The organism is Chromobacterium sp. ATCC 53434 (assembly GCF_002848345.1).
GTDB lineage: Bacteria > Pseudomonadota > Gammaproteobacteria > Burkholderiales > Chromobacteriaceae > Chromobacterium.
In genome coordinates this window covers 1,560,847-1,578,273 of record NZ_CP025429.1, presented here as the reverse complement: position 1 = coordinate 1,578,273, position 17,427 = coordinate 1,560,847, and the positions used below count along the sequence as shown (strand labels likewise).

At 61.9% G+C, this 17,427-nt stretch carries 18 protein-coding genes; 13 read left to right on the top strand and 5 right to left on the bottom strand.

Going from position 1 to position 17,427, the window contains the following annotated elements:
* Positions 1–11: 11 nt before the first annotated feature.
* Positions 12–1,499, bottom strand: a complete 1,488-nt coding sequence (locus CXB49_RS07445; protein ID WP_101707802.1) for an EscC/YscC/HrcC family type III secretion system outer membrane ring protein — start codon at positions 1,497–1,499, stop codon at positions 12–14.
* Positions 1,496–1,885, bottom strand: a complete 390-nt coding sequence (locus CXB49_RS07440) for a hypothetical protein (RefSeq protein WP_158300662.1) — start codon at positions 1,883–1,885, stop codon at positions 1,496–1,498. The genes CXB49_RS07445 and CXB49_RS07440 overlap by 4 nt, the downstream gene beginning before the upstream one ends.
* 236 nt (positions 1,886–2,121) lie before the next feature.
* Here CXB49_RS07440 and CXB49_RS07435 point away from each other — a divergent pair, with 236 nt between their 5' ends.
* The gene (locus CXB49_RS07435; protein WP_101707800.1) at positions 2,122–2,775 is read left to right on the top strand and encodes a two component system response regulator; all 654 of its coding nucleotides are present in this window, start codon (positions 2,122–2,124) and stop codon (positions 2,773–2,775) included.
* A 21-nt stretch (positions 2,776–2,796) separates the two neighbouring features.
* Here the strand turns inward: CXB49_RS07435 and CXB49_RS07430 are convergent, their stop codons facing one another.
* Complete coding sequence (locus tag CXB49_RS07430; protein WP_101707799.1) at positions 2,797–5,574, bottom strand: two component system sensor kinase; 2,778 nt, start codon at positions 5,572–5,574, stop codon at positions 2,797–2,799.
* 211 nt (positions 5,575–5,785) lie between these two features.
* Here CXB49_RS07430 and sycN point away from each other — a divergent pair, with 211 nt between their 5' ends.
* The 11 genes from sycN to CXB49_RS07375 all read left to right on the top strand — a co-directional run bounded on the left by sycN (position 5,786) and on the right by CXB49_RS07375 (position 14,896).
* Entirely contained in the window at positions 5,786–6,151 is a 366-nt protein-coding gene (sycN, locus tag CXB49_RS07425) for a type III secretion chaperone SycN (protein ID WP_101707798.1), read from the top strand.
* On the top strand, positions 6,151–8,202 hold the full coding sequence (locus CXB49_RS07420) for an EscV/YscV/HrcV family type III secretion system export apparatus protein (protein ID WP_101707797.1): 2,052 nt from the start codon (positions 6,151–6,153) through the stop codon (positions 8,200–8,202). Before sycN ends, CXB49_RS07420 begins: the two co-directional genes overlap by 1 nt.
* Position 8,203: 1 nt before the next feature.
* Complete coding sequence (locus CXB49_RS07415) at positions 8,204–9,538, top strand: EscN/YscN/HrcN family type III secretion system ATPase (protein ID WP_101707796.1); 1,335 nt, start codon at positions 8,204–8,206, stop codon at positions 9,536–9,538.
* Positions 9,539–9,540: 2 nt separating this feature from the next.
* A complete protein-coding gene (locus CXB49_RS07410) occupies positions 9,541–9,906 on the top strand; it encodes a hypothetical protein (RefSeq protein ID WP_101707795.1) in 366 nt (121 codons plus the stop codon).
* Entirely contained in the window at positions 9,903–10,382 is a 480-nt protein-coding gene (locus CXB49_RS23315; RefSeq protein WP_158300661.1) for a hypothetical protein, read from the top strand. The genes CXB49_RS07410 and CXB49_RS23315 overlap by 4 nt, the downstream gene beginning before the upstream one ends.
* Positions 10,360–11,322 carry a type III secretion system cytoplasmic ring protein SctQ gene (gene sctQ / locus CXB49_RS07400; protein ID WP_101707793.1) on the top strand — a complete coding sequence of 321 codons (963 nt, stop codon included), beginning with the start codon at positions 10,360–10,362 and terminating at the stop codon, positions 11,320–11,322. The genes CXB49_RS23315 and sctQ overlap by 23 nt, the downstream gene beginning before the upstream one ends.
* An 82-nt stretch (positions 11,323–11,404) precedes the next feature.
* Positions 11,405–12,055, top strand: coding sequence for a type III secretion system export apparatus subunit SctR (gene sctR / locus CXB49_RS07395; protein ID WP_101707792.1), 651 nt, complete (start codon positions 11,405–11,407; stop codon positions 12,053–12,055).
* Positions 12,056–12,069: 14 nt separating this feature from the next.
* Complete coding sequence (sctS, locus tag CXB49_RS07390) at positions 12,070–12,339, top strand: type III secretion system export apparatus subunit SctS (protein ID WP_101707791.1); 270 nt, start codon at positions 12,070–12,072, stop codon at positions 12,337–12,339.
* Between the two features lies 1 nt (position 12,340).
* The gene (gene sctT, locus CXB49_RS07385) at positions 12,341–13,114 is read left to right on the top strand and encodes a type III secretion system export apparatus subunit SctT (protein ID WP_101707790.1); all 774 of its coding nucleotides are present in this window, start codon (positions 12,341–12,343) and stop codon (positions 13,112–13,114) included.
* Entirely contained in the window at positions 13,111–14,166 is a 1,056-nt protein-coding gene (locus CXB49_RS07380; RefSeq protein ID WP_101707789.1) for an EscU/YscU/HrcU family type III secretion system export apparatus switch protein, read from the top strand. The genes sctT and CXB49_RS07380 overlap by 4 nt, the downstream gene beginning before the upstream one ends.
* On the top strand, positions 14,150–14,896 hold the full coding sequence (locus CXB49_RS07375) for a lytic transglycosylase domain-containing protein (protein ID WP_199406799.1): 747 nt from the start codon (positions 14,150–14,152) through the stop codon (positions 14,894–14,896). The genes CXB49_RS07380 and CXB49_RS07375 overlap by 17 nt, the downstream gene beginning before the upstream one ends.
* Positions 14,897–15,002: 106 nt before the next feature.
* Here the strand turns inward: CXB49_RS07375 and CXB49_RS07370 are convergent, their stop codons facing one another.
* On the bottom strand, positions 15,003–15,485 hold the full coding sequence (locus CXB49_RS07370) for an Lrp/AsnC family transcriptional regulator (protein ID WP_101707787.1): 483 nt from the start codon (positions 15,483–15,485) through the stop codon (positions 15,003–15,005).
* A gap of 126 nt (positions 15,486–15,611) precedes the next feature.
* Here CXB49_RS07370 and CXB49_RS07365 point away from each other — a divergent pair, with 126 nt between their 5' ends.
* Complete coding sequence (locus CXB49_RS07365; protein WP_101707786.1) at positions 15,612–16,229, top strand: LysE family translocator; 618 nt, start codon at positions 15,612–15,614, stop codon at positions 16,227–16,229.
* Between the two features lie 70 nt (positions 16,230–16,299).
* Here CXB49_RS07365 and CXB49_RS07360 read toward each other — a convergent pair whose 3' ends face one another.
* On the bottom strand, positions 16,300–17,415 hold the full coding sequence (locus CXB49_RS07360) for an alkene reductase (protein WP_101707785.1): 1,116 nt from the start codon (positions 17,413–17,415) through the stop codon (positions 16,300–16,302).
* Positions 17,416–17,427 lie beyond the last annotated feature (12 nt).

Genomic DNA, 17,427 nt, shown 5'->3' with positions numbered 1-17,427 from the left:
TCGTCTCCGCCTCAGGGCTGGGCCGCCGGTTCGGCCTTGAGCAGGAACAGGCGAACGGTGCTGCGGCTATTTTTCTGGGTGGAGCGGAACAGTTTGCCGATCAGCGGGATGTCGCCCAGCAGCGGAATCTTGCGCTCGCCCTCGCTATGCTCGTCCTGGACAAAGCCGCCCAACAGCAGGCTCTGACCGGCCTTCAACAAGGTCTGGGTGGACACTTCCGAGTTCAGCGTCTGCGGCAACGGCTCATGCTCGCTGACCGAGCCGGCCTGCCGTCCATCCTGGATCACCAGGGTCAGCATCACATTGCGCTGGCCGCCCTCGTCTACCAATCGCGGCGTGACCCGCAGCAAAGAGCCGGTGGAGATGGCCTCAAGCTTGGCCACCTTTTCCGCCAGCAACTTGGTGTAAAACGTGATGTTGCGGTCCAGCACCGCCTGGGTGTTGTCCAGCGTCACCACCGATGGGCGGGACAATATCTGCGCCTTGGCGTTCTGCTGCAGCGCGTTGAGCCGGACCATGAAACCGCCGGTGTTGGAAATCACGGTGGAGAAATTGTCTGAGCTTTGCTGGCCGGCGCTGTTGAAGCTGATGCCATTGCCGCCGATGCTGGCCGACGCGGACCAGTCGATGCCCAGCGCGCTCAAATCTTCCGAATTGACATCGATGATCATCACCGACACCTCGATCAGCGTCGGCTTGCGGTCGAACTGCTCGATCAGACTGGCATAGAGCGGCATATTGATCTTGCGGTCGCGCACGATGACCGCGTTCTGACGCGGGTCCGCCGAAAACATCGGCAGGCTGCGGTCGGTGGGCGGTTGCTGGCCCTGGTTTTCCTTCAGCGGCAGCGTGCGGCCCTGGGCCATGTCCTTCAGCGCGGTCACCACGCCGGGCACCGCCACCTGTTGTCCCCGGTAGCTGTAACTGCCGTCGGCGGCGGTGGCGTACTTCAGCGGAAACAGCTGGATGACTTCCTGGTTCTGTTCGTGGTTGAGCTTCTGCTCGTCGATGCGCTTGGCCAGCTGCTCCACCCGACTGAGGCAGACCGGCACGCCATGCACCTCCATCGCATTGGAGGCCGGCACCGCTCGCACCCGGCAATAACGCCTATCCAGGATGCCGCTGCCCTGCAACTGACTGATCAGGGTGTGCACCTGCAGATAGGCCGGGGTGATCAGCTGGCTGCCGACCTCCTGCGCCTTGTAAACATGGATGGCCTGTCCGTCGTAATACCATGCCAGCTTGTGCAGGCGCGCCAGCTGGTCCAGCGCCTTTTCCGGCGGCATGCTGCGAATCGCGCCGATAAAGGGTTCGTCCACCTGCTTGCTCACCACCACCGGCACGCTGTAATTGGCGCCCAGATCGCGCAACACGTCCGCCAGCTTGCTGCCGCGGGTGGACAGAAAAAACGGCGCGCCACCCTGCCATGGGATGGCCGCCAACGCCTGCGTGCAAACCGTTACGGCCAAACCGGCGCCAAGCCATTTCGAGACCCTCATGCCCGCCTCCCTGCCGCGTAAGCGGTTGACGACGCTTCGGCTGCATGCTTGGTCAGCCAGGCGGCCACGGCCAGTTGCTGATTCAGTGACGCCTCCCACTCGACCGTACCGAGGACGTGCTCATGACGTCGGACCAGGTAAAGCTTGCCTCGCTCGGACAGCAGGCTGTCATCCAGATTGGCGCGTATCGACGCCAGCCACAGGCAGACGCGCTGCAGCCAGACATCGTCCAACGCCGCCAATTCGATTTCGACAGCCAGGGATATGCCTTGCGGATAGGACCATGCCCAGGCGGAAGCTCCCGCCAGATCCAGCAGCCAGCGATCGCTGCGGGACTGGCGCACCAGCACCCATTCCAAAGCGGTCAAAGAGTCGGGAAGTTTCATCAAGCCTCGATCACATTCAGGGAGGCTGACATTGTGCAAAAAAGGCTGGCGAAGATTTATCAGGTGATGACCTGAATCCTGTCCGGATATGGCGAAAAGGACGCCGGCCACGCCATTTCGCGTCACTGCGCTTTTGGTGACGGGCCCCATGCCCGCTTGACTGCCGCGATAAAAGGCCAATACTCTAAAAATAAGAAAATTCCTATAAATCAAGCATGTCATACAGGTAGACATTGATGTTTTCAGCTGGGCAAGACTCCCAAGCCGCTTCACGGCGGGTGCTGTTGATTGAAGACCATTCGCTGCTGAGCAATGGCATCAAAACCTTGTTGTCGGCCACATCGGCCTATCATGTGGTCGGCGAAATAGGCGATGGCCTGCAAGCCTACGCGGCCTGTCAGCAATTGAGCCCGGATATGGTGTTATTGGATCTGGGCTTGCCGGGGATGGATGGCATCGACGTCATTCGCCAGTTGACGCAGCGCTGGCCGGAACTGGTCATCATCGTGATCACCGCGGACAGCGCCGAGCACAGGGCGCGAGCGGCGCTGGAAGCGGGGGCGCTCGCCTACGTGCTGAAGAAAAGTCCGCAGCAAACCTTGCTGGCGGCATTGCAGGTCGCCACCCATGGACGCACCTTCGTCGACCCCGCCCTCAATCTGGAGCAGGTCACAGAGACCCGCAACGTGGAAGGACCCACCCGGCTGACCACGCGGGAAAATCAGGTGCTGAAGCTGATCGCGGAGGGAATGCGCAACCGGGACATCGCGGAGAACCTGAAAATCACCATCAAGACGGTGGAAACCCACAGGCTGAACCTGATGCGCAAGCTGGACGCCCATAACGCGGTGGAGTTGACCAACTGGGCCATTCGTCTGGGCATACACTGATTTGGCCGCATCTTGTGGACGTTATCGCCCCATTGAGCGATACCCTTCGGACTTCAGCAATGCCTGCAAGCTGGCCATATCCTGCCGACTGGGCCAAATCCCCTGCAAGACACGCGTTTCCAACTGCTCGCAGCACTGATAGACCTCTTGCACACCAGCCAAACCCACGCATCCCTTCAATGCATGCAGCGCGCTCAATAGCTCCTGGGTCTGTCTTGCCGTCCATGCCTTGTCGATCGATTCGCCAAACGACCGCAAGGTGACGCTCAGCTTGTCTTGAAGATCGTCGTCGTCCAGATCGAGCATCGGCTTTTGCAACTGCGCATTCGGCATCAACTCGGCGCCACGGGCCAGTTGCAAGGACACCGCCAGCTCAATCGCCCTCATCAGTTGATCCAAACTCAGCGGCTTGGCCAAATAGCCATTCATTCCCGCCGCCTTCACCCTCTCCCCCTCGCCGGACATGGCATTGGCGGTCAACGCGATAATGGGGACCTCGACATCCAGCACATCGGCATCCGAATCGCGCCAGCGCCGCGTCGTCTCATATCCATCCATCTCCGGCATCCGCACATCCATCAACACCAGATCGTAGACGGCCTGCCCCCCATACTCCAACGCCTCCCGCCCGGAAGCCGCCGTCTCCACCTGATGGCCCAACTCCAGCAACATCCGGCTGACGATATCGCGATTGATGCTGACATCGTCAACCAGCAATACCTTCAGCGACCAAGGACACAGGGAAAGCGGCGCGGCGGCATCTTCAATCAGTTCCTCATTGCGGGTGATGGCCCTCAGGCTTCGCCACAAGCGTTCCGGCAAATACGCCAAGGCCGGAGATTCCAGGCGCGAATGCTCCCCTTCTTGCGGATCCATTCCCCAGATGCGCAACTGCGGATGCAAGACCGCCGGCGCGATGATGGGGCCCGAGAATTTCTCCAGCTTGGCAAGCGGATTGTTCAACGGCAGCATCAAGGTAAAACGGGACCCCTTCCCGACTTCGCTCCGCAACAGGATTTCCCCGCCCATCAAATTGGATAGCCGGGAGGCGATGGTCAGCCCCAGGCCATTGCCGCCATCGTGGGTACGGATCTGGATGAACGGGCGGAAAATATCCAGCTGCTTGTCTTCCGCTATGCCGGGACCGGTATCCTCTATCTCAATCGCCAACATGCCGCCGCGTCGCGCGGCCGACAATCGAATATGTCCACGCTCGGTGAACTTGACCGCGTTTCCCAGCAAATTGATCAGAATCTGCTGCACCCGCATGCGGTCCAGCGATATTTCCGCCGGGACTTCATCCGTTACCAGGGCACTCAATGCCAAGCCCTTTTCCTGGGCTCGCAAATGGATGGTCAACATGACCTGGTCCAGTATTTGCAAAACGGATGCGGATTCATATGTCAGCTCCAGCTGGCCTGCCTCGATATGCGAAAAATCCAGCAAGTCATTGATGATGACCAATAGATAATCTGTTGAAAAACGAGCGGTATCGACCAACTCTCTTTGCTGCGACGTCATCGTGCCGCGCTGCAACAAGCTCAATGCGCCCACCACGCCGTTCAACGGCGTGCGTATTTCATGGCTGATGCTGGCGATATGCTCGCTCTTGCGCCGGCTCATCAGCTCCGCGATCTTCCTGGCTTCGTCCAGCTCTTGCGTGCGCTTGTGCACGCGGGCCTCCAGCGTCCGATAATGGGAACGGATCGTGGCCAGCAGCTTGTTGTAGGCCTTGGCGATGCGGCCCAGCTCATCCTCGCGGTTGTCCGGCAGCCGGTAATCCAGATCCAGCAACTTGAAATGGTCTATGACCCCGATGATGCGTTGTAAGGGACTGCCCACCTGCAGCTTGAGCACCAGAAACATGATGACCAGCAGCATCGACAACATCACGGCGGTTGACGGCAGGGTGCCCAGCAGCAAGTCCAGCGATTTGCTTGCCACCGCGCGTTGCGGATACCTGGCGATCACGCTCCATGGCGGCCCCCTCAAGGGCTTGCATACATAGTAGAAATCATCGATCCGGACCGAGGCGTCGTCATTGCAGGGGGGAAAGCGGGTGGCGGGAAATTCTTCGAAAGGAATCGCCTTGTCCGTCGTCGCCACCGGCAACCACTCTCCATCATGAGCCAACATCGCGAAAGTGATGTCGTCGCTCAGTTCATGATTGGGCATCGGCATCCGCCAGACTTCAACATTCTTGCCTATCATCACGCCGGTATCAGGCTGTATCTCAGCGACGGAAACATATAACTTCTTGTTAATGTCCCAAAAAGGCCGCCCCCAATGAAAACCATGTACACCAGGCGTATCGACCAGCTGACTGAGTATGCGCATCCGGCTTTTCAAATAAGCATCGGATAAAGAGTTGGGATTGAAGAAAACAAATCCTTGCTTCGGCAACATGATGAAGGTCGCTTCATTGCTGCTCTCATTGGCGTCGCCGAATATCTCCACCATCTGCATCGCTTTTTTCAGCTGCCGCGGATCAGGCTTCGCCCCGGGAAAGGGCACAAATACAACCCGTCCCACCATGACATCAAGGTCCGCGCCCTCCCTCATCGAGCTCCATAAATTAGATAGCGTATGAATACGCCGCTCAGCCTGTTGATAATGGCTGCTTTCCTCATTCACAGAGGCGCTGAGTTCCAATGAAAGCTCATTGCGGATAATGCTTTGCGTGCTGGTATAACGCGAATAAAAAACAATGCACTCGGAAGACAGCCAAAAAATGATGATGGCGCAGCCAAGCGTGATGACCAAACGCCAAGTCAGAGCGGTTTCCCATAATTTCTTCATAATCCCAATAACCCTAAAACCGGTGCAGGGGGGCAATAGCCCCCTCTTAGTGAAGTTAAGTCACTCGGCACGCTGATTCCTTCAGGTGTTCACCTGATAGTGCCGAGCCGGGCATTTTTAGATCATAGCCCGAGGCTGGCGCCTCCGCCGCCAGGCGCCCGTGGCTGGACATCCCGGCCAGACCTCTCACCCACCACCTCAGAGAAACCGGATGGAATTACAAATCGCACGGCGGCTGGAGCAGTTTCTGCAACTATCCGAACTGCCCGCGCCTCGAGTCGAACCCCGGATGGAATTTTCCATGCCGCCATTCCGGCTATATATCGAATACTTGGACGGCCGGGTCCTGCTGTCGCTGGGCCGGCTCGTCGAACCCGTGCATCAGGGCGAAGCCTTGAAACGCTTGCTGGCCTCCTGCCAGCCTGCCAGAACGCAGGGCACGCCATTGCGGGCCTATATTCTGCGCGAACAACTGGTATTGAGCTGCGCCCCCGCGTCCGGCAGTGAGACCAACCATTGGCTCGCCTGCGTGCAAACCATGCGGCGCCTGCTCGAAGCCACGGCGGGAGAAGCCTGATGAACCGGATCAAATCCTTCCTGCTGATGGCGGCCGGACGGCAGGACATCGTCCTGGCGGTCATGTTGCTGGTGGCCGTGTTCATGATGATCATTCCGCTGCCTACCGGCCTGGTGGACTTCATGATCGCGCTCAATCTGATGATCGCCGTCATCCTGCTGATGATGTCGCTGTACATCCGGGAGCCGCTGGAATTTTCCGCCTTTCCCTCGGTATTGCTGATCACCACGCTGTACCGTCTGGCGCTAACCATCAGCACCACCCGGCTGATCCTGCTGCAAGCCGATGCCGGGGAGATCGTCTACACCTTCGGCAGTTTCGCGGTGGGCGGCAACCTCGGGGTGGGCCTGATCGTGTTCGTGATCATCACCGTGGTGCAATTCATCGTCATCACCAAGGGGTCGGAACGGGTGGCGGAAGTCAGCGCCCGCTTCTCGCTGGACGCCATGCCCGGCAAGCAGATGAGCATAGACGGCGACATGCGCGCCGGGGTCATCGACGCCGGCGAGGCGCGCCGCCTGCGCGGCCTGGTGCAGAAGGAAAGCCAGTTGTACGGCGCGATGGACGGCGCGATGAAATTCGTCAAGGGCGATGCCATTGCCGGCATCATCATCATCCTGGTGAACATCCTGGGCGGCACCGCCATCGGCGTGATGATGCACGGCATGAGCGCCAGCGCGGCCCTGTCCACCTACGCCATCCTGTCGATCGGCGACGGCCTGATCGGCCAGATTCCGGCGTTGCTGATCTCCATCACCGCCGGCACCATCGTCACCCGGGTGCCGGGCGAGCAACGGCTGAACCTGGCCAGCGACTTGACGGACCAGATCGGCAAACAACCGCAGGCCCTGATGCTGGCCGCGTCGGTGTTGCTGGTTTTCGCGCTGATTCCCGGCTTTCCGGCCATCTACTTCATCATTCTCGCGGCGATGACAAGCGCCGCCGCATGGTGGGTGAAGAAGCGCAAGCGCGCCCCCGGAGGAGACATGGCAGGCTCGATCGCATCGGAATCGGGAGGCGACGCCGGCAGCGACGCGGCCAATATGTCGCCCGGCGCCACGCCGCTGATGATGCGCCTGTCGTCCGATCTCATCCGCTCCGGCCGTCTGCCGACGTTGCTGGATGCCTTCCGCCACGGCAAATTCGAGCAACTGGGCATCCCCTTGCCGGAAATCCAGCTGCAAAAGGACGCTACGCTGGCCGCCGGTACCCTGCGAATCATGCTGTACCAGGAGCCCGTGTTGACGGTCTCGCTTCCGGAGAAATGGCTTCTGGCCGATATCGGCTCCCCCGCCTTGCCGCAATCCGAGCAAGTCGACAAGCTGCCCTTCGGCAATCTGACCCTGCAATGGCAAAGCCCAGCGCAAAAAGAAGCCTTGTCCGCCATCGGCATCCAGCTGCATCAGGATGAAGACCGCATCGTCCACTGCCTGTCGGTCGTCGTCGACCGCTACGCCGCCGAATTCGTCGGCGTGCAGGAAACCCGCTTCCTGATGGATGCGATGGAGTCCAAATACGCCGAACTGATCAAGGAAGTGCAACGCCAACTGCCCATCGGCCGCATCGCCGACGTGTTGCAGCGCCTGGTGGCGGAAGGCGTGTCCATCCGCGATCTGCGCAGCGTGTTCGAGGCTTTGATCGAGTGGGCGCCCAGGGAAAAAGACCCGGTCATGCTGTTGGAGTATGTCCGCATGGGCCTGCGCCGGCACATCGTCACCCGTTACCGCGCAGGCCAACCCTGGATCAGCGGCTGGATGATAGGCGACACCATCGAGGGCATGGTGCGCGAAGCGATACGACAGACTTCGGCCGGCTCGTACTCGGCGCTGGATCCGGAACATAACAAGGCCATCATGAACTGCATTCGCGAGGCCGTCGGCGACGTGGAAAAACGCAATCAGGTGCTGATCACGGCGATCGACGTGCGGCGCTTCCTGCGCAAGGTGATCGAACGGGAATTCTTCGGCCTGCATGTGCTGTCATTTCAGGAAATCGGCGAAGAGGCGGAATTGCGGGTGGTCGGCAATATCGACCTGATCGGGGAGTATTAGGATGCGGCTTCCAGACATCCGTCTCATCGAAGACACGCTGCGGCAACGGCTGGCGCTGGCTCCGGCCCCGCCAGGACAACGCCCCGGCATGGAGCTGTTCGGCCGGGTCACGGAAATCGGCCCCACCCTGCTGAAAGCCTCGCTGCCCGGCGCCAGCCTGGCGGAGTTATGCCGGCTGGAGCCTTCCGGCATCGAAGCCGAGGTGGTCGCCGTCACCGGAGACCACGCGCTGCTGTCCCCGCTCAAGGAACCGCTGGGCGTCACCATCGGCAGCCGGGTCAGGCCCTCCGGCAGCCCACACCAGCTGCGTCTGGGCGACTTCCTGCTGGGACGGGTGGTCGACGGACTCGGCCGGCCGCTGGATGGCGACGAATTTCCCGCCGACAGCGCGCTGCGCAGCCTGGACGGCCCCGCGCCCAATCCGCTGACCCGGCAATTGATAGACACGCCGCTGCCGCTGGGCGTCAGGGCCATCGACGGCTTGCTGACCTGCGGCATGGGGCAGCGCGTCGGCATCTTCGCCGCGGCGGGCGGCGGCAAGAGCACGCTGCTGGGCATGATTTGCGACGGCAGCCTGGCCGACGTCATCGTGCTGGCGCTGATCGGCGAGCGCGGACGCGAGGTGCGCGAGTTCCTCGAACACACCTTGTCTGACGAGGCGCGCGCCCGCTCGGTGGTGGTGGTGTCGACATCGGACCGTCCGGCGCTGGAAAGGCTGAAGGCCGCCTATACCGCCACCGCCATCGCCGAGCATTTCCGCGATCAGGGCCAAAATGTATTGCTGATGATGGACTCCTTGACCCGCTTCGCCCGCGCCTCGCGCGAGATCGGCCTGGCCGCCGGGGAGCCCGCCGCCGCCGGCGGTTACCCGCCAAGCTTCTTCGCTCGCCTGCCCCGCCTGCTGGAGAGGGCCGGGCCGGCCGAAACAGGCAGCATCACCGGCATCTACACCGTCCTGGTCGAAGGCGACAATCTGAACGAACCGGTGGCCGACGAGGTCCGCTCCATCCTGGACGGCCACATCGTGTTGTCGCGCAAGCTGGCCGAGGCCAACCACTACCCGGCCATCGACATCGGCGCCAGCGTCAGCCGGATCATGGGGCAGATCACCAGCGACGAACATCGCCGGCAAGCCGGAAAATTGCGCCGCCTGATGGCGGCGTACAAGGAGATCGAGCTATTGGTCCGGGTTGGCGAATATCAGCCGGGCCAGGATGCGGAAGCCGACGAGGCGCTGGAGCGCAAAGACGCGATCCGGCAGTTTCTCTGCCAATCCGTCACCGAAAAGAACGACTACGAAGAAACACTGGAACAGCTATGGCAGACAGTCGACTGACCTTGAGCACCCTGCTGTCCCTCAAGCAAAGGCGAGAACGCGGCATCCGGGCCGCCATCGCCAAGCTTGAACAACACGAAGCCGATCTGCATCGCCATAAGCAGCAACTGCTGCAAGAACGGCAGCAGCTCTGGCGCCAATGGCGCAACTGCGGCGCCGCCGAGCAAGTCCTCGATCAGGTCGAGTGGCAATCGTTCAAATCTCAGCTGGCCGACTACTACCACCTGGATCAATGCCTGCTCGAGCAAGTGGCGACGACGGACAGGCAGCGCGCCGACCTGCAAAGGAGCAAGGCGGAGCAGCGGCAACGGCTGCGCCAGGCTTTGCTGGATCAAGAAAAACTCAAGCTATTGATGGAATCGACATGAACATTCTCCCCCCGCATCTGCGACGCTACACCGATCAAGCGGATGGCGACGCGCGCCACGACCCATCCGACGAACATGAAGAGACGCGTTTCGCCGCGCTATTCGCCGCCTCGCAAGCCCAGCCCGACCCCAGGCATCAACGCCCAACGGCCGATGCCTGGACAAGCTTCGCGCACGCCGCCAAGGGCGCGCGCCCGATGGCGAGCCAGCCGGCATCCTGCCAGACACGGCCATTGCGACCTTCGACAAATCAATGGGACAGTTTGCGGCTGCGGCTGACCAATGGTCCGCTGGCCGGTCTGGAGCTGGAAGCCGAGTGCCATGGCGTCGAGCTGCTGATCAAGCTGCGCTCGCACGAATTGCAGGCATGCCGACACGCCTTCGGCAGCGCTTCCGAGCTGGAGTCGATGCTGAGCCAGCAGTTCGATCGTCCCGTCCTGATAGAGGTGATCGATGCCAATTCCCCAGCTAAGTAAGGAAACCGGCCTGTTGTTGAGCAAGGTCGGCCCTGGCCGGCGGCTGGACTCGACAGACGGCAGCTTGCTGCTGTCGTTCAATCGCCGCGCGGCCGGCGCCGGATTGATCCTGTCCGCCCGCTGGGAGGACCAAGCGGTCAGGCTATGGCTGGATGAGGCCCAGTGGCTGCAATGGGTGGAGCCGATGCTGGCGCTTCCGTCCTGGGAGATGGCCCCGGCGGATTTGCGTGAACTGCTGGCCGCCTGGACGCTGGCCGATGCGGGCTCCTGCCCGGCCGAGCTAGGCCTGCATTGGCCGCAGGCCGCGCACCTGGCGCCTGGCCAGGCCGATGCCGGCCTGGGCTGGCGCCTGAGAATCCAGAGCGGCCAACGACAACTTGACCTGTTGGCGCTGGAGGCGCCCGACGCCTGGCTGGACAGCCTTGCCGATCACGCGTACCCGATGGAGGAGGACGAAGCGGCAACGATCATGACGGGCATCTCCCTGATCGCGGGCTGGAGCATGGCAGAGGCGGCCGCCATTCGCAAACTGGCCGTCGGCGATGCGCTCTTGCTGCGCCACAGCTTCCGCATCGCCGATGGGCAATTTGGATTATTCGACAAACAACCGATCGCCAGCCTGATCCAGGATGGCGAAACCGGCGCTTTCACCGTGGAGACCCTGATGAACGATTTTGAAGACTGGCTGGATATCACGCCCCCTCGCAACCCGATCGAAGAAGAAGCCTTGGGCGACACCATGATCGCCGTCACGGTGGAGGTCGCCAGAATGGAAGTCCCCCTGCACCAGCTGGGCAATCTCCAGCCCGGAGTCTTGCTCTCCAGCGCGGTCAGCAGCGATGGCCTGGTCACCTTGAAAGCCGGCGGCTATCCCATCGCTCGCGGCACACTGCTAGACATCGATTCGCGCCTGGCGGTGCGGATCGAGCAGCTGTGCTGAGACGGTTCAGGTCTCCACCCGATGGGAGACCGGCCGTCACAAATGAATAATGCGGATAATCAATGTTAAGCCGGTTTTCCCCATGTCCTTGCTAGACCAACCCCTGCAGTTGATCGTCCTGCTGTTCGCGCTGTCCATCCTGCCGCTCCTCGTCGTGCTGGGCACCTCGTTTCTCAAGCTGGCCGTAGTGTTCGCGCTGTTGCGCAACGCGCTGGGCATCCAGCAGATTCCGCCCAATATCGCCCTGTACGGGCTGGCCTTGATCCTGACCCTGTTCATCATGGCGCCTATCGGCCTGGAAATTCAGGACAACCTGATCGCCCGTCCGATCAAGATCGAATCCCCGGCCTTCATCCAGCAGGTCGAGTCCGGGGTATTCACGCCATACCGCGCGTTCCTGGAGCGCAATACCACGCCGGAGCAGGTGCATTTCTTCGCCGACATCGGCCATCAGATCTGGCCGGAGAAATACCAGAAGCGGATTCCGGACAACTCCCTGCTGGTGCTGATGCCGGCCTTCACCGTCAGCCAGCTGATCGAGGCGTTCAAGATCGGCCTGCTGCTGTTCCTGCCCTTCGTCGCGATAGACCTGGTGGTGTCCAATGTGCTGCTGGCCATGGGCATGATGATGGTGTCGCCGATGACCATTTCCATGCCGTTGAAGCTATTGGTGTTCGTGCTGATGAACGGCTGGGAAAAGCTGCTGGGTCAGCTGGTTCTTTCCTTTTCCTGAGCGGGGAGATCAAGATGAGCGAAGCCATGATCGCCCAACTCGCCACGCAGATGATGTGGCTGGTGCTGCTGCTGTCCCTGCCGGTCGTCGTCGTCGCCTCCTTCGTCGGCGTGCTGGTCAGCCTGGTGCAGGCGCTGACCCAGGTACAGGATCAGACCATCCAGTTCCTGGTCAAGCTGCTCGCCGTGTCGGTCACGCTGGCCATGACCTATCACTGGATGGGCGATGTGCTGCTCAACTACGCCGGACTCGCGTTCGAGCAAATCACGCAAATGCGGGACTGACGTGGCTTACTGGACGCAATGGCTGCCGGTGCTCGGCCTGTGCATGCTGCGCCCGCTGGGCGTCTTTCTGCTGATGCCGCTGTTCAGCACCGCCAATCTGGGCGGCGCGCTGATCCGCAACGCCCTGGTGCTGATGATCGCCTTGCCGCTGCTGCCGGTTTACCCGCAGTGGCCGCTGCCCGCCGCCGGCGCCTGGGGCTACATCCTGCTTGCCGCCGGCGAGTTGTGCATCGGACTGATGATAGGCTTCTGCGCGGCCATCCCGTTCTGGGTGCTGGACATGGCCGGATTCCTGATAGACACCATGCGCGGCTCGTCGATGGCCAGCGTGCTGAACCCCTTGCTGGGCCAGCAGTCTTCGCTGTTCGGCCTGCTGTTCACCCAGATATTCGGCGTGCTGTTTCTGATCAGCGGCGGCTTCAATGAATTGCTTGAGGCGATTTACCAGTCCTACGTCACCCTGCCGCCCGGCGCCGCCATCCGCTACTCGCCCGAGGCCCTGTCGTTTTTCTATCGGCAATGGCAGCTGATGTACGAGCTATGCCTGCGTTTTTCCATGCCCGCCATCGTGGTCATCCTGCTGGTGGACATGGCGCTGGGTCTGGTGAACCGTTCGGCCCAGCAATTGAACGTGTTTTTCCTGTCCATGCCGATCAAGAGCGCGTTCGCGCTGCTGATGCTGATCGTCAGCCTGAGCTTCGCCTTCAATGGCCTGCTGGATTACAGCGCGCACTTCACCCGACTGGCCGACGACTTGCTGAGGCAGTTGCGATGAGCGAGAAAACCGAAAAACCCACCCCCAAGAAAATACGCGACGCCCGCAACAAGGGGCAGGTGGCCAAGAGCGTCGAGATTACCAGCGGGGTGCAATTGGCCGTATTGCTGGCGTATTTCTGCTTCGAAGGCCCTCATCTGCTGCAAGCGCTGCAGTCGATGGTCGAAGTCGCCATCAGCGTCGTCAACCAGAACCTCGTCTTCGGCATCAATCAATTGACCGGCGCCTTCCTCGAACTGGCCATCCGTTTTCTCGGCGGCATCGCCGTGCTGGTCATTGTCATGACCATTGCGGCGGTCATCGCGCAGATCGGCCCCTTGCTGGCGACGGAAGCGCTGAAGCCGTCGCTGGAGAAGCTGAACCCGGTCGCCAACCTCAAGCAGATGTTCTCGATGCGCAGCCTGTTCGAGTTCATGAAATCCGTGTTCAAAGTGACGATATTGTCGCTGATCTTCTTCTACCTGCTGCGGCAATACAGCCCGTCCATTCAATTCCTGCCGCTGAGCGACGTCGCGACCGGCATGCGCGTCAGCACCCAGTTGCTGTTCTGGATGTGGGCTTCGCTGATCGGCTTCTACATCATCTTCGGCATCGCCGACTTCGCCTTCCAGCGTTACAACACGACCAAGCAACTGATGATGTCGCTTGAAGACATCAAGCAGGAATTCAAAAACTCGGAAGGCAACCCCGAAATCAAGCAAAAGCGCAAGGAAGCGCATCGCGAGATTCAAAGCGGCAGCCTGGCCGGCAATGTGGCCAAATCCACCGCGGTGGTCCGCAATCCCACCCATATCGCGGTTTGTCTGCGATATGAACCCGGCGAAACGCCGCTGCCGCAAGTGACCGCGATCGGCCACGACGCCATGGCCCTGCATATCGTCAAGCTCGCCGAGAAAGCCGGCATCCCGGTGGTGGAAAACATCGGAGTCGCGCGCGCGCTGGCCGCCAAAACCAAGATCGGCGGCTATATCTCCGCCGAGCTGTTCGAGCCCGTGGCGCAGATCCTGCGCATGGCCATGAATCTGAACTATGACGATGACGAAGATGATTGATACAAAGCATATCCTCCGCGCCGGATCATGCTGCCTGCTGGCCTGTCTTGCGCCGCATGCCTGGGCATCCCCAGCTGCCGAAGCGCCCTCCTCCCCATCCGCGCCCCTGGTCTGGACCCGCAATCCCGAATCGGCGCCGCCCCCCGACGCCGCGCCGGCGGCCTCCGGCCCGACGGCAAAGGCCATGCCTCAAGACAGCGCGACTGCGCATTTTCCGCTGGCCCACAGGATATCCAATGAGTTCGACCTGGATCCCAAGCTTCTGCATGCGATCATCAAGGTTGAATCCGGCTATCGGCCGCAAGCCGTCTCGTCGAAGGGCGCCCGGGGCCTGATGCAAGTGATGCCGGAAACCGGAAAGCGCTTTGGATATACCGACTTGATGGACCCGGAGAATAATTTGCGCGCCGGCGCCAGTTATTTGAAATGGCTGCTGAACCACTTCGAAAATGACCTGGAGCTTGCCATCGCCGGGTATAACGCGGGCGAAGGCGCGGTGCGAAAACATGGCAGAAAAATCCCGCCTTACCCGGAAACACAAAACTATGTAAAAAAAGTCATGGCATCGTATTCGGAGCAACAATCCAACCCGTCGATGCCGATTCGCAACGCCGGCCCCGGCAAGATTCAGACAGGGAAGCCCGCCAACGCGGCCGCGAAACTGTTCGGCTTGTTATTTTCCTCTCCGCCACCTGAAGCCAATGACAATAGGCGAGCGGAATCGAAATAAGGCGCGCCCTCCGCCTTGTCACCGCATCATCGGGCATGGCGAAAGCCCTGCCAGACTGTTCCAAACCCGCCATCAAGGCCGGCGCTCGCGGCGGCCGGAACCTCGCTCAACGCTCGCCCACCGGCAGCCGGCCCGACATCTTCACTTCGCGCAGCGACAGGCTGGAACGGATGGACGACACCCCGGGCAACTCGCGCAACACGTCGCGGACGAAGACGCCGAACGACTCCAGGTCCTCGGCGACCACCTGCAGCAGGTAGTCGCACTCGCCGGTCAGATTGTGGCAGGACAGCACCTCGGGAATCGCCCGCACCATCTCCTCGAAGCGCAGCGGCGCCTCGCCGATATGGCTGCCGAAACCAATCTGCACGAAGGCGAGCACCCCGTAGCCCAGCTTCTTGCGGCTCAACACCGCCTGGTAGCCCTCGATATAGCCATCGGCCTCCAGCCGCTTCAGCCGGCGCCAGCACGGCGTCTCGCTCAACGCAACCTGCTCGGCCAGCTTCGCATTGGACAGCCTGCCATCCTTCTGCAGCAGGGCCATCAAGGCAAGATCTACATCATCGATAGCTGATTTTGGAAGATTCATTTATTACCCGCGCGCAAATGGAAATAGTCTTTCCAAATCTAGCGCAGCAACGCAAGAGAAAGCAAAGCAATTTCACCTGGCCGGGCGCACACTAGCCGCATCGCTCATCCCGCGCAGGAGTCCGCCATGCTGTCCTTGTCCGTGCTGTCGCTATATCTCGCCGCCCTGGTCGCCGTCTATATCCTGCCCGGTCCCGACATGGCGCTGGTGATGGCCACCTCGGCCAGCCGCGGCGTCGGCACCGGCCTGTTGACCGCGCTGGGCATCGCCGCTTCCCGGTTCCTGCACGTGATGATGTCCGGCCTGGGCCTCGCCGCCCTGATGGCCACGCACCCGGTGCTGTTCGACGCGGTGCGCTGGATAGGCGCCGGCTATCTGCTGTGGCTGGCATGGAAGGTGGTGCGCGCCAAGCCTGCGCCGGAAAACGCGCCCGAGGTGAGCGAGTCCGGCCGCGCGGCGGTCGCGCGCGGCTTCCTGACCAATCTGCTCAATCCGAAGGCGCTGATGTTCTGCGCCCTCTTCCTGCCGCAATTCGTGTCGCCGGCACACGGCGCGGTGCTGCCGCAGTTCGCGCTGCTCGCGGTCATCCTGGTCGCCGTCGGGCTGTGCTTCGACACCGCCTATGCCTTCGCCGCCTGCGGCATCGCCCGCCGCCTGAAGGGCCGCCGCCAGATGGCGGGGCTGCAGAAAGGCCTGCTCGGCGGCGTGTTCGTGCTGATGGCCGGCCGGCTGATCTTCGGCTGACGGGCCGTCGCCCCGGCCGGCGCGCCGGGAGCCGCAAAAAAAGAGCCATCCGACGATGGCTCTTTCCCGTTCAGGCCGAAGCGTCGGCCAAGGCCGGATAGTCGGTCAGCCCGCGCGCGCCGCCGCCAAACAAGGTGGCGCGGTCGTGCTGCGCCAACGGCGCTCCGGTGCGCAAGCGTTCCGGCAGGTCCGGATTGGCGACGAAGGGCCGGCCGAAGGCGATCAGATCGGCCCAGCCGGCGGCGATCGCGTCGCGCGCCCGCTCCACCGTGTACTTGCCGGCGTAGATCAGCACGCCGGGGAAGACCTCGCGCAGCCGCTGCTTGAAGGCCATCGGCATCAGCGGCGCATCGTCCCAATCGGCCTCGGCGATGTGCAGATAGCCGACGCCGAGCTCGCCCAGCAGCCTGGCCGCCGCCAGGTAGGTGGTTTCCGGATCGTCGTCGACGCAGCCGTTCAGCGTGGTCAGCGGCGCCAGGCGGATGCCGACGCGCGACGCGTCGCCGCAACCGTCTATCAAGGCCTGTGCGACTTCGCCGAGGAAGCGCAGCCGCTTCTCCAGCGAACCGCCGTACTCGTCGGTGCGGGCATTGGCGTTCGAATCGATGAACTGGTTCACCAGATAGCCGTTGGCGCCGTGCAATTCGACGCCGTCGAAGCCGGCGGCCATCGCGTTGCGGGCGGCGGCGCGGTATTGCTCCACCACCTCGCCGATCTCGGCGACGCTCAGCGCGCGCGGCGCCGAAGCCTCGACGAATCCCGGCGTGCTGCCATCCTCGCCGGCGATGAACACATTGACGCCGACGGCCCGAATGGCCGACGACGACACCGGTTGCTCGCCGCCCAGCAGGCTGCTGTGGCTGAGCCGGCCGACATGCCAGAGCTGGGCGAAGATGCGGCCGCCGGCCGCGTGCACGGCGTCGGTCGTCTTGCGCCACCCGGCCACCTGCACCGGCGTGTGGATGCCCGGCGTCCACGCATAGCCCTTGGCCAGCGGCGAGATATAAGTGCCTTCGCCGACGATCAGGCCGGCGCCGGCGCGTTGCGCGTAATACGCCGCCATCAGCTCGTTGGCCTCGTCGCCGGGCTGGCTGGCGCGCGAACGCGTCATCGGCGGCATCACGATGCGGTTGGGCAGCGTCAGCGCGCCGAGCCGCAGTACTTGGAACAGAGGGTCTTTCATCATCGTGCTTGTCCT

Excerpts from the sequence above, each read along its gene's own strand:
- CXB49_RS07445 (WP_101707802.1), bottom strand. The coding sequence starts at position 1,499 with ATGAGGGTCTCGAAATGGCTTGGCGCCGGTTTGGCCGTAACGGTTTGC.
- CXB49_RS07440 (WP_158300662.1), bottom strand. The coding sequence starts at position 1,885 with ATGAAACTTCCCGACTCTTTGACCGCTTTGGAATGGGTGCTGGTGCGC.
- CXB49_RS07435 (WP_101707800.1), top strand. The coding sequence starts at position 2,122 with ATGTTTTCAGCTGGGCAAGACTCCCAAGCCGCTTCACGGCGGGTGCTG.
- CXB49_RS07430 (WP_101707799.1), bottom strand. The coding sequence starts at position 5,574 with ATGAAGAAATTATGGGAAACCGCTCTGACTTGGCGTTTGGTCATCACG.
- sycN (WP_101707798.1), top strand. The coding sequence starts at position 5,786 with ATGGAATTACAAATCGCACGGCGGCTGGAGCAGTTTCTGCAACTATCC.
- CXB49_RS07420 (WP_101707797.1), top strand. The coding sequence starts at position 6,151 with ATGAACCGGATCAAATCCTTCCTGCTGATGGCGGCCGGACGGCAGGAC.
- CXB49_RS07415 (WP_101707796.1), top strand. The coding sequence starts at position 8,204 with ATGCGGCTTCCAGACATCCGTCTCATCGAAGACACGCTGCGGCAACGG.
- CXB49_RS23315 (WP_158300661.1), top strand. The coding sequence starts at position 9,903 with ATGAACATTCTCCCCCCGCATCTGCGACGCTACACCGATCAAGCGGAT.
- sctQ (WP_101707793.1), top strand. The coding sequence starts at position 10,360 with ATGCCAATTCCCCAGCTAAGTAAGGAAACCGGCCTGTTGTTGAGCAAG.
- sctR (WP_101707792.1), top strand. The coding sequence starts at position 11,405 with ATGTCCTTGCTAGACCAACCCCTGCAGTTGATCGTCCTGCTGTTCGCG.
- sctS (WP_101707791.1), top strand. The coding sequence starts at position 12,070 with ATGAGCGAAGCCATGATCGCCCAACTCGCCACGCAGATGATGTGGCTG.
- CXB49_RS07380 (WP_101707789.1), top strand. The coding sequence starts at position 13,111 with ATGAGCGAGAAAACCGAAAAACCCACCCCCAAGAAAATACGCGACGCC.
- CXB49_RS07375 (WP_199406799.1), top strand. The coding sequence starts at position 14,150 with ATGACGAAGATGATTGATACAAAGCATATCCTCCGCGCCGGATCATGC.
- CXB49_RS07370 (WP_101707787.1), bottom strand. The coding sequence starts at position 15,485 with ATGAATCTTCCAAAATCAGCTATCGATGATGTAGATCTTGCCTTGATG.
- CXB49_RS07365 (WP_101707786.1), top strand. The coding sequence starts at position 15,612 with ATGCTGTCCTTGTCCGTGCTGTCGCTATATCTCGCCGCCCTGGTCGCC.
- CXB49_RS07360 (WP_101707785.1), bottom strand. The coding sequence starts at position 17,415 with ATGATGAAAGACCCTCTGTTCCAAGTACTGCGGCTCGGCGCGCTGACG.